At 28.8% G+C, this 11,466-nt stretch carries 11 protein-coding genes and 1 pseudogene; 2 read left to right on the top strand and 10 right to left on the bottom strand.

Annotation, left to right across the window (positions count from 1 at the left end):
- Positions 1-57: 57 nt before the first annotated feature.
- Positions 58-1,323, bottom strand: a complete 1,266-nt coding sequence (locus BHW04_RS08980) for a cytosine deaminase (protein ID WP_022213118.1) — start codon at positions 1,321-1,323, stop codon at positions 58-60.
- Positions 1,324-1,335: 12 nt separating this feature from the next.
- Entirely contained in the window at positions 1,336-2,583 is a 1,248-nt protein-coding gene (gene codB, locus BHW04_RS08975) for a cytosine permease (RefSeq protein WP_022167509.1), read from the bottom strand.
- 390 nt (positions 2,584-2,973) lie between these two features.
- On the opposite strand from codB, the gene BHW04_RS08970 reads away from it, so the two are divergent.
- Positions 2,974-3,189 carry a hypothetical protein gene (locus BHW04_RS08970; protein WP_302699402.1) on the top strand — a complete coding sequence of 72 codons (216 nt, stop codon included), beginning with the start codon at positions 2,974-2,976 and terminating at the stop codon, positions 3,187-3,189.
- A gap of 4 nt (positions 3,190-3,193) precedes the next feature.
- Entirely contained in the window at positions 3,194-3,496 is a 303-nt protein-coding gene (locus BHW04_RS08965; protein WP_022213119.1) for a spore coat protein, read from the top strand.
- 118 nt (positions 3,497-3,614) lie between these two features.
- Here BHW04_RS08965 and BHW04_RS08960 read toward each other — a convergent pair whose 3' ends face one another.
- From BHW04_RS08960 to BHW04_RS08920, 8 genes and pseudogenes are all read right to left on the bottom strand, one after another.
- The gene (locus tag BHW04_RS08960; RefSeq protein ID WP_207722788.1) at positions 3,615-4,247 is read right to left on the bottom strand and encodes a YczE/YyaS/YitT family protein; all 633 of its coding nucleotides are present in this window, start codon (positions 4,245-4,247) and stop codon (positions 3,615-3,617) included.
- Between the two features lie 179 nt (positions 4,248-4,426).
- A pseudogene (locus BHW04_RS08955) lies at positions 4,427-4,836 on the bottom strand (peptide deformylase).
- A 128-nt stretch (positions 4,837-4,964) separates the two neighbouring features.
- Positions 4,965-5,735 (bottom strand): formate/nitrite transporter family protein, encoded by a 771-nt coding sequence (locus tag BHW04_RS08950; RefSeq protein WP_022167504.1) that lies wholly within the window; start codon positions 5,733-5,735, stop codon positions 4,965-4,967.
- A gap of 639 nt (positions 5,736-6,374) precedes the next feature.
- Positions 6,375-6,965 (bottom strand): lysozyme inhibitor LprI family protein, encoded by a 591-nt coding sequence (locus BHW04_RS08940; RefSeq protein WP_186834548.1) that lies wholly within the window; start codon positions 6,963-6,965, stop codon positions 6,375-6,377.
- Between the two features lie 336 nt (positions 6,966-7,301).
- Positions 7,302-7,427: a hypothetical protein gene (locus tag BHW04_RS08935; protein WP_022213125.1), complete on the bottom strand. Its 126-nt coding sequence runs from the start codon at positions 7,425-7,427 to the stop codon at positions 7,302-7,304.
- A gap of 421 nt (positions 7,428-7,848) precedes the next feature.
- Positions 7,849-9,405: an ABC-F family ATP-binding cassette domain-containing protein gene (locus BHW04_RS08930; protein ID WP_302623244.1), complete on the bottom strand. Its 1,557-nt coding sequence runs from the start codon at positions 9,403-9,405 to the stop codon at positions 7,849-7,851.
- A 103-nt stretch (positions 9,406-9,508) separates the two neighbouring features.
- Entirely contained in the window at positions 9,509-10,066 is a 558-nt protein-coding gene (locus BHW04_RS08925; RefSeq protein ID WP_302652819.1) for a DUF3867 domain-containing protein, read from the bottom strand.
- A gap of 68 nt (positions 10,067-10,134) precedes the next feature.
- Positions 10,135-11,172 carry an ABC transporter substrate-binding protein gene (locus BHW04_RS08920; RefSeq protein WP_022213128.1) on the bottom strand — a complete coding sequence of 346 codons (1,038 nt, stop codon included), beginning with the start codon at positions 11,170-11,172 and terminating at the stop codon, positions 10,135-10,137.
- Positions 11,173-11,466: the final 294 nt, after the last annotated feature.

Below are 11,466 nucleotides of genomic sequence, written 5' to 3'. Positions count from 1 at the left end.
TCCTCTAGCAAAAAAGAGCTAGCTATGAGCACTAACTCTTTTTAAAAACATTCTCCACTATCTTTTAAATGTCACTTCTTTTTCTTCATTCATATTTATATAGGACTTGCTTGGTATAGTTTTAGCAATTACTCTTCCTTCTCTTATAGAATATAAGACTTCCGCTCTTCTTCTAACGGCATCATATCCGCTTTCAGCATTTAGTAATATTAAATTCCCTGGCTTGCCTATTTCAATTCCATATTTATCTTCTATATTTAATGTTCTTGCACTATTAGTTGAGATAAATTTTAATGATTCATTTATATCATCATAACCCATCATCTGACATACATGTAAACCAAAATGAACTACTTCTAACATATTTCCTGTTCCCATTGGATACCATGGATCAAATATATCATCATGACCAAAGCATACATTAATTCCTGCTTCATTTAATTCTTTAACTCTTGTTATTCCTCTTCTCTTTGGATATGTATCAAATCTTCCTTGTAAATGTGTATTTACTAAAGGATTAGACACAAAGTTTATTCCTGACATCTTTAATAATCTAAAAAGTTTATATGTATATGCATTGTTATATGAACCCATAGCAGTAGTATGGCTTGCTGTTACTTTATTCTTTAAACCACTTTCTAAAGCTCTTGTTGCTACAACTTCTAAAAATCTTGATTGCTCATCATCTATTTCATCACAATGAACATCCACTAATACATCATACTTTTTAGCTAATTCAAAAATCTTATTTATAGATTCTACCCCATATTCTCTTGTAAACTCAAAGTGTGGTATAGCTCCAATAACATCTGCTCCTAATTTTATAGCCTCTTCAACTAATTCTAACCCATTAGGATATGAAAGAATTCCTTCTTGTGGGAAAGCAACTATTTGTAAAGTAACATAATCCTTAACTTCTTCTCTTACTTCTACCATTGCTTTTAATGCAACTAAACTCTCATCAGTCACATCCACATGAGTTCTAATAAATTGAATTCCATTTGCAACTTGCCATTCAATAGCTTTTTTAGCTCTATTTTTAACATCTTCTTTTGTTAAAAACTCTTTTCTTTGAGACCATCTTTCAATTCCTTCAAAAAGCGTACCACTTTTATTCCACTCTGGCTCTCCAGCTGTTAATGTAGTATCTAAATGAATATGTGGTTCTATAAAAGGAGCTGAAGCTAATGCTCCATTTCCTTCTATAATTTCTTCACCTTCCTTAGCTTGAATTTCTTCAGCTATTGCTTCAAATTTTCCATCTGTTATTCTTATATCAAATAATCCATCTCTATCTAAAAGTCTTACTTTCTTAATTAACATAATATTATCACCTTATCTGTTAGTTATTTTTGTTCCTATTACATAAACTAAAATTGTTGTTACTATTGCATTTAATGCTATAACTCCTACCGACACAACATTAGCCACTATAAATCCTACTAAAAATGCTACTATTGCAATCCAATTTATATTTTTAAATTTTGTATTATCCATAGTATCATATTTTCTTTTCTTTACAAAGAAGTAATCTGCTATTATTATTCCACCTACTGGAGGAAGCATTGAATTTAGAAAAGTTAAGAATGCTGTAAAATTATTATTTAGCCATATTGAGCCTACTGTTCCAATTAATCCACATGCTATTACTAATTTCTTTTTAGGAAGCTTTGTTATATTTGAAAGTCCTAATGCTGATGTATATAAAGCATTATCATTAGTTGTCCATATATTTAATCCTAAAACCAATATTGCAGGTATTACTAATCCTTGAGAGAACATTACATCTGCTATATCAGAATTTCCTGTAACCATTGCTCCTACAGCTCCAAATAAGAACATCAATGAATTTCCTATAAAGAATGCTACAACTGTAGTTGATACTGCAACTTTTTTATTTTTTGAGAATCTAGCAAAGTCTGGTGTTGCTGTTCCTCCACTTATAAATGAACCTACACATAAAGTTACCGCCGTTACTAATGCCATTTTAGTAGTTGGTTCTATGTTCATTAATCCTTGAACTCCACCTACTGAACTTGTTGCCATTGCTACTGATGTACTACCTAATACTGCTATTGCTGGAACAGCTATAGCACTTAATATTGTTAGTGACTTCATTCCAAAGTAAGCTGTTGCCGTCATTAATATACCTGTAATTGCTACTAAAAGATATAAATTTATATTAAATCTATTTGCCACTGGTATTGCAAACATTGCTATACCTACTCCAAACCAACCTATTTGAGTTATACTAGTTATAAATGATGCTACATATGATCCCTTTTCTCCAAAAGAATATCTAGCAAGCAAATGCATTGAAAGTCCTGTATCTGCCCCTATATATGCCAGTGCTCCTGTGTAACATGCCAATATTAAATTACCTATAACTACTGCTATAAAGAAATCTTTTAAAGGTAAGCCTGTCCCTAAGTTTCCTCCTGTCAGCATACTTGCTGAGAAGAATGTAAAACCAAGCATTACTACAAACATTGAAAAGAATCCCTTTTTATCTTTCTGATGAACATGTTCTAAAGCATAATCATGATCATCTATTCTTTCTTCCATTATTAATTTTTCTTCCATTTTTAATCCTCCTAAATTGTATATTTAGGAAAACCAGTACTTATGTGCAAAAAACGACCCTTCTAAAAATATAGAAAGGTCGTTTACACATATAATTAGATATTCATATTAAGCACGTAAAATACTTTCATATTTTGCATATATCACGCTATTCTTTAATTCTATCTAATTATTTTATCTGCCGTATTCTTTCGACCTTATTAGTCTCTCTGGACTAAATTTAAAGGACTAGTTTTCTTGAAGACATTATATACTTTTTTGTCGGAATAAGTCAATATAATTTTATTTTATTTTTATTGCATAAAATTCCTAGGATAATTTAAAGCTTATGACACATCCTAAGATATATGTTTTTTAATTTTTAAAAATTTTATTAGGAGTGATATCAATATGAAGCAACTTTCACAAGTTGAAATTTTATCTTTAACAGCTATATTAAAAGCTGAAAGCGACGGCCTTAAAATGCAAAGAGCTTTAAACACTGTAATTACAGATGAAGATTTAAAGAGACAGTCAAAATCAAGCATTCTAGCTGCAGAAGGAAGAATAAATGGATTAATTCAATTCATTAATGAAAATAACATTTTAACTAATAAGGAGGAATAGTAAAATGCTAAAAGTAATTGGAGATTTGATTAAAGACAATGTAAATATTGATGATAAGGTAATATCTGAAAGTATGATGACAGCAGCAAAAGATGGAGCAATGCTTTATCTTACTTCTGCTTTAACAAGTACCACTCCTGAACTTAGAGCTATTTACTCTGCTGCTATAGGTCAAATGGTAGAAGGTCATACATCTCTTACAGCATTAGCTGTAAAAAAAGAATGGTTAAAGCCATATGAATCACCTGTGAACATGCTTTCTTGTGCCTATAATTGTGCTAGCAACACAGCTGCTAATAAGGATTAAGTCCTTACTAAATAAAAAGAGTTAGGAAAATTCCTACCTCTTTTTATATGTATATTAAATCATTAAAGTCTTGTCCAAAAAAGCATTCTCTTTATTAATGCTTTAATATTTTATATAACTAAACTATTGCTGTACTAGTACCTAAAAACTTCTTTACTGGTCTTTCAACTATAGGTAAGAAAAATTGAATTGTAGGTCCTAAAAGTAATGTTGCTACAATTGTTCCTAAACCAAAAACTCCACCTAATAAGTATCCAGCAACTACATATGTTAAATCTAAACAAATTCTAATCCATCTATATTGAATTTTAAATGATTCTGAAATTACAAATGGAATTTCATCATGTGGCGCCACTCCTAAATTAGCAGTTTTTTGAATTGAAAAACCAATAGAAATAACTACACAACTTATAGCAACTACAAGTATACGTACCACAAAAGGCATTGATTCAATAGATAACTTTTGTATAGCTTCATTGGCTATATCTAAAAACATTCCTGCAGCAAGTGTAGCTAAAAAAGTTCCTAAACTTATTTTATTCCTTGCAAAAATTAATAATAGTACTAAAGCACAAAACATAAATATGTAATTTGCAGAACCAACAGTAATATTTAATGCCTTACTTATTCCTTGAATAAATACTACACAAGAATCTCCCCCTGTATTTGCATTTATAAAAGCAGCACATCCTATTTGAATAATAAAACATCCTAATAAAAAACAAAATATTTTTTTAATATATAGCTTCACATTAACACACAACCTTTCTTTAACATTTTTATGTTATCATTTACACTAAGTTTCGTCAATCATTTTTTTCCATTTTTCTCAGATTTATTCTATTTTTCATCATAACACTGTTTTTTATTTTTTTATTGAAGAAAAAATGAAGCATTAAAAGTGCTTCATTACTATTAAATAATTATTTATTAAATTATTATTCCATTACAATGATCAATTTCATGCTGGATAATCTGAGCTACAAATCCTGTAAATTTTCCTTTTTGTTTTTTAAACTCTTTATCAAAGTACTCAACTTCTATACTTTCATATCTATTAGTCTTTCTAAATCCAGTTAGTGACAAACAACATTCTTCCGTTTCATAAGAATTTTTTTATCTGTTATTATAGGATTAATCATTGGAACTATCATCTCTCCTACTGAAAATACTATAATACGTTTCTTAACACCTATCATATTTGCAGCCATACCTACACAATCATCTAAATTAGCTCTTAATGTATCTATCAAATCATCAACAATATATAGATCATCCTTAGTGGCTTCTTCTGATTTCTGTGCTAAAAATAATACATCTTTCATAATTGGTTTTATCATTTCAATTCCAACCTTTCTTCTATCTATAATATACAATAACATATCTATATTATCATATTATTTTCTTATACATTTTAATAAAAAAAACTCTAATTTAGCAAACTAAATTAGAGCTCTTATTAATTATCTTATTGTGATTTTTTTGATATTAAGTAATATGGAATTGCTACAAATAGTATTCCTCCAACCATATTACCTAAAGTAACCATTCCTATATTATAAATATATCCAGATATGCTTACTGCTGCTGTTCCTGGAGCTAAAAGTGCTATAGTAAGTAATGTCATATTAGCAACACTATGTTCAAAACCACATGTTATAAAGATAAATAGGCACCAGAATATCATTACTAATTTTGATATATCATCTTTACATCTAAAAGTACACCATACTGCTAAACAAACTAGTATATTACAAAATACCCCTCTAAAGAATAATTCACTAGCTGGCAAACTCATCTTGGTAGCTGCCGTATTTGCAATAAATTCTCCAACTGATCCTTTAGCAAGCCCTGTTAAATAGAACATATATCCTGCAAGTATTGATCCTGCTAAATTACCAATAAAAGCTGCTACCCACACTTTTATAGTATCTATCCATGATACAGCTTTATTTAATGATCCAACTGTCATGATAAAATTATTACCAGTAAATAATTCAGAGCCAGCAAAAACAACTAAGCTTAAAGCTCCTCCAAAAGAAATACCCATTATGATCTTAGTGGCTGCTGATCCTGCTGCTGTAAGTAATCCTCCAATTGTAAAAATAAGCATTATGGCCATACCTACATAGATTCCTGCTAACATAGATGAAATAAAATATCCTAGCTTATTATTTTTTAATAATTGATTTTTTGCACTAGCTGCACCTGCAACTTTGTTAAACTCTTCCTTAAACATTAAATTTCCTCCATCATCATTTGTTATTTTTATAACTATCTCTTGTTAATATAATAACTTACATTACCACTTATTACCGTGATTTTTATCACACTTTTAGTATTTTTTTAGCACTTATTCTGTTTTTTATCACATTTTCTATTATTTCTTGATATTTTTTTATCAATACTTTGTCTTTAAATATACATTCTAAAGCTTTACTTTTATCTTAAACATAAAAAACCACCTCCACTTTTCATGTATAGGCAGCTTATTACCATTTCCAATCTATTTTAATAGCTTCATAATTAATTTATTTTCTTTCACTTTTTAATTCCTCCCTATAAAAATCTTCTATCTATATTTCATTATAAAGCCAAAAATAATAAGCCCCATATTACACATCTTTAAATATCTAACCATGTGTATATGAATGCTTTATTCATTACTATGCTCCTAATAAGCCACCTACAATTATCCCAAAATAAGTTCCTATTACATACCCTAAAGTTCCAATAAGCATAATTGGTCCAATAAGTTTTGTCCATCCTCTATTTGTTATTGTGATATTTTCCCTATCTATTTTATACTGTAATGACTCTTATGTAAATTTAAAGTATATAAAAAGCTAGCACTAAAATGTACTAACTTTTATTTTAATTAATCTGTCATATACTGATTTACTAATTCATAACATTTTTCCTTAGTTGCTTCATACAAAACTATATATCCTGCAACAGGCTCAAAAGTTCCTCCTTTGAACTTTGCTTCTTCTTCCCTAGCTTTTCCCTCTTTCTCCTCTATCCATTTAAGCTGTTTAATTTCTAAATCATTCATTATCTCTGGAGATAACTCCTCTTTTAGCAAAGCATAAATATCATTGAGTTCTTTATCATACATTTCATAAGCTTTTCCATAATAACTCTTCATAGCATTTGTAATACCTTCATCGGCATTCTTCTTTTCTGGTAATTCATCAAGCTTTTTTTGTATGTTATCTAATCTCTCTATATACTCGTTTCTCCTTCCTTCTACTTTACTTACTACATCCGGTATATCTGTTGTTTTAATATCTTCATTTGCTTTAGTATCATCTACTATTTGTTGTAGTTTACTACTATCAGAATCACTAATCATACTGTTACTTGTATCATTTACTGTTTGCTTTGAACTTTGATTATTACAACCAAACAGAGTACCACCAATTATGGTTATTATACTTATTGTACATACTAATTTTATCTTATTCATAAATACCTCCATACCACTTTATCACATGTAAAACAAACAAACTATTCTATGCACAGATCCTCACAAATAATACATTCAGTTTACTATTAACAACCATTTGTACAATTATTTTAAAATTTTGTAGTTAATGTACCTTGATGAAACATCATTAAATTTTAGATAGTCCTTTATCGCAATTCCACACAAAATAGCATATTTTTTAATACATCAGTAACTGTAGCTTCCTATGTTGTTGCATAAATTATATGTCATGATACTGACGATAAAAATCCAACTGTAATTGTTCCTGATAAAATTAAATATAATATTATCTTTCTAATTCCTATAATTCCTTTATTATTTTTTAAAATTTTTCTTACAAAATAAAACATTTAATAGAAAATAAGTATCAATAATCATTATACTTAAATTTTTCAATGTTCTAGTTTCACTTAAATCAAATCCATAAAAGCCTATGCTCATAATAAGAACTCCATAAATAACAAGTAAAAATAAAACAAGCAAAATAAAATAATCTTTATCAGTTTTTAATTTTGTAATATTAAAAAAAAAATTTTACTATCTTCATCTTTATTTTTCATTAAACAAAATCCCTTTTTTATATATAATTTTACCATATATTCTAATAATTTCAATAACAGTTTATCTGACTCATTCTTTTCACTATAAACAAAAAGAAACTCCCCTAAAGGAGTTTCTTCATTAACTATTAACTTCTATTTCTTATTTATTAACTATAAAGTTATATTTCTCATGCTACTTATCACTTCATATTAATGCACTAAAATTCAACCAATCAAATTAATTTTTCATTTTTAATTTTTAATTTTCCTAAGCATTCATCACTGATAATTCATAATTAACTCTATCTCTAACTTAACCACTAAACTACTTTAGTTGTCCACTCTTCACAGTTCCAAATATCAGTAACTACGTCTCTGTAGAATTCAGGTTCGTGACATACTAGAAGAACTGATCCTTTGTATTCTCTAATGGCTTTCTTAAGTTCATCCTTAGCTTCAACATCTAAGTGATTAGTAGGTTCGTCTAAGATTAAGATATTTGTTTCTTCATTAATAAGCTTACATAATCTTACCTTTGCTTGTTCTCCCCCACTTAATACGCAAACTTTACTTTCAATATGCTTAGTTGTTAAACCACATTTTGCTAAAGCAGATCTTATTTCATATTGAGTCTTAGACGGGAATTGCTCCCAAACTTCTTCAATACAAGTATTATAGTTTGCTTCTTTTATTTCTTGTTCAAAATAACCTATTTGCTGATAATCTCCTAAATGAACCTCTCCACTAAGTGCAGGTATTTTGCCCATTAAGCTCTTTAAAAGAGTCGTCTTTCCTAAACCATTTGCTCCCACAAGAGCAACCTTTTGTCCTCTTTCCATTGAAATATTTAATGGTTTTGTTAATGGCTCATTGTATCCTATAACAAGATCCTTAGTTTCAAATATAACCTTACCTGAAGTTCTTCCTTGTTTAAAGTTAAACTCTGGCTTCGGTTTTTCAGCTGCCAGCTCAATCATTTCCATCTTATCAAGCTTCTTTTGTCTAGCCTTAGCCATACCACTTGTAGCAACTCTTGCTTTATTTCTTGCAACAAAATCTTGTAGCTTAGCTACTTCAGCTTGTTGTCTTTCATAAGCAGCTTGTAACTGTGCCTTATTTGCTTCATATATTCTTTGGAATTCATAGTAATCACCTACATATCTTGTAAGCTGTCTATTTTCCACATGATATATTAAATTAATTACTGAATTTAAGAATGGAATATCATGGGATATTAATATAAAAGCATTTTCATAATTTTGTAAGAATCTCTTTAACCACTCTATATGTTCTTCATCAAGATAGTTAGTAGGCTCATCAAGTAATAATATATCTGGTGTTTCTAGTAATAATTTTGCCAGTAGTACCTTAGTTCTTTGTCCTCCACTAAGCTCAGTAACATCTCTATCTAAACCTACATCTAAAAGTCCAAGACCTTTTGCTACTTCTTCTGCTTTTGCATCTATTACATAAAACCCATTGTTATCTAGCATATCTTGAATAACCGCTGTTCTTTCAAGGGCCTTATTCATTTCATCATCAGTCATTTCTCCCATTCTTCCATAAAGCTCATTCATTTCTGCTTCCATATCAAATAGGTATTTAAATGCACTTCTTAGTACTTCTCTTATAGTTAATCCTTTTTCAAGTTCAGCATGTTGATCCATGTAGCCAACTCTAACTCTATTGCTCCAAATTACTTTTCCTTCATCAGGCATAAGCTTTCCTGTAATTATATTCATAAAAGTAGATTTACCTTCACCGTTAGCACCTATTAATCCTACGTGCTCACCTTTAAGTAATCTAAATGATACATCTTCAAATATAGCTCTATCGCCAAAACCATGGCTGATATTCTTTACTGTTAGTACACTCATCTTATTCCTCCTAAGCGTAAAAATAGAGTGCGAAACATAAATTCACACTCTATTTATTATACATTATATTAAGCTAAAATAAATAGAAATTTCTTTCTAAATTTTAGTAATCATATGCTTTGCTATAATCACAAATAATAACTTTTAATTTATCATCATTTAAAGTCTTCCTATATGAACATAAAAATTCATTTAATTCAGTATCAACTAAGTCAACTTTATCTTTGCTTCTTATTATTACATTATGATCATCTAATAAGATAATTACATTATTTTTATCATTTTTGATGTAATATTCAGTAGTTGGCTTTACCTTAATTCTATCTTTATATTTCTCCTGAAAACTCATGGTCTTCCTAGCTTGTTCATAATCTAGCGAATTATTAGTTAATTTATCTAAACCTAGTGATTTAATTTGCTCTTCAAAACCTTTAGTATCTAATCCATATCTCTCCATAAGTTTAGTTTGAATCTTTAAAAATTTATCTTGAGAAATATTGTTATTTTCCATATATGCTGTCATTTCTTTTGTGAATTCAGCCATAGTCAATTTACCTTCAGCCATCTTATAGTATAAGCTATATATATAAGACTCGAAATTATCTATGTCTTTTTCATTTACTTTGTTCTTAAGTTCATTAAAATCAATTATCTTATCCATTCAGCTTACCCTCCTAAGCACCATTTATTATTTATTATATACCAACTTTATTCATTATACTACTATTTTTAGCTCTTCACTTCCAACCATACTTTTTCGTATTTTAATAATTCTTCTTCATTTAAATACTTATAACTTTCACATCTATTCATAATTTCTTCTGGCATATATGCACCTGGATTATTTCTTACCTCCTCATCTTGCTCCATCATAGCACCTTCATGTGGAGTAGTATAACCTATTTCCTCGGCAACTCTATACGCACTGTCTTTTTCACATAAAAAGTTAATAAATGTTTCTGCTGCTGATTTATTTTTTGTGCCTTTTGGAATTACTAATGAATCTATCCAGAAATTAGCACCTTCCTTTGGTACTATATATTTTAAATAATCATATTCATCTGCTAAAGTAAGTCCTTCTCCTGACCAAATCATTGCAATAGCTCTCTCACCAGATATCATTAAATCTTTAACATTATCAGCCCCATAAATAGTTCCTAATTTCTTTTGCTCAATTAAGGCAGCTTTAGCCGCTGAAAGTTCTACTTCATCAGTGCTATTTAATGGATATCCTAAATATTTAAGTGCCATACCTATAGCATCTCTTTGAGAATCTAAAACAAATATTTCATCTTTATATTTAGGATTCCACATGTCACTCCAACTATTTATATCTTCACTAATTAGTTCTGTGTTATATATTATTCCTATAGTTCCATTCATATATGGAAGCGAATAAACATTACCTGGATCAAAGCTTTTATTTAAATTACTTGATAAAAGTTCAGTCCAATTAGGAATATTTTGTTTATCTAACGCTTCTAATCTACCTTCCGAAATCAGTCTTTCCACCATATAATCTCCTGGTACTGCCACATCATATTGAGTCTTACCTGAAGTAAGTTCCTGATACATTGCTTCATTATCATCAACAAATACTTCATTTACTTTTATATTATATTTTTCTTCAAACTCATCTATTAACCCTTCTGCAATATTTTCTCCCCAATTTAAAAAGTTAATTGTAGTTTTTTCATCTTTTTTGCATGATATCATTGTTGCAGATATCATAATGAAAACCGTAAAAATAGCTATTATCTTTTTCATTTATTATTTTCCTTTCAATAAATATGTATTGTTCTATAAATAATATATGCAAATATACAACGTATATTTGCATATTAATTTGCTATCTAAATTTTCTTTAACCACTTCTATTATAACAGAAGAAATATACTCATTATCATCTTTTAATAGAATCTTTTCTATTTTTTTCAACATATGTAATATGTACTTATTATACTGCAAATTTTGCTATAATAACAGGCATTTCTGCTTATTTTTTATTTTTCTAAATATTATTTAAATATATGTAAATTTTTAATCAAAAAACTAAATCAT

It is taken from the genome of Clostridium sp. 29_15, assembly GCF_001916075.1.
GTDB lineage: Bacteria > Bacillota > Clostridia > Clostridiales > Clostridiaceae > Clostridium > Clostridium lentum.
The sequence above is the reverse complement of the archived record's forward strand: the minus strand, read 5'-3'. Positions and strand labels throughout refer to the sequence as shown.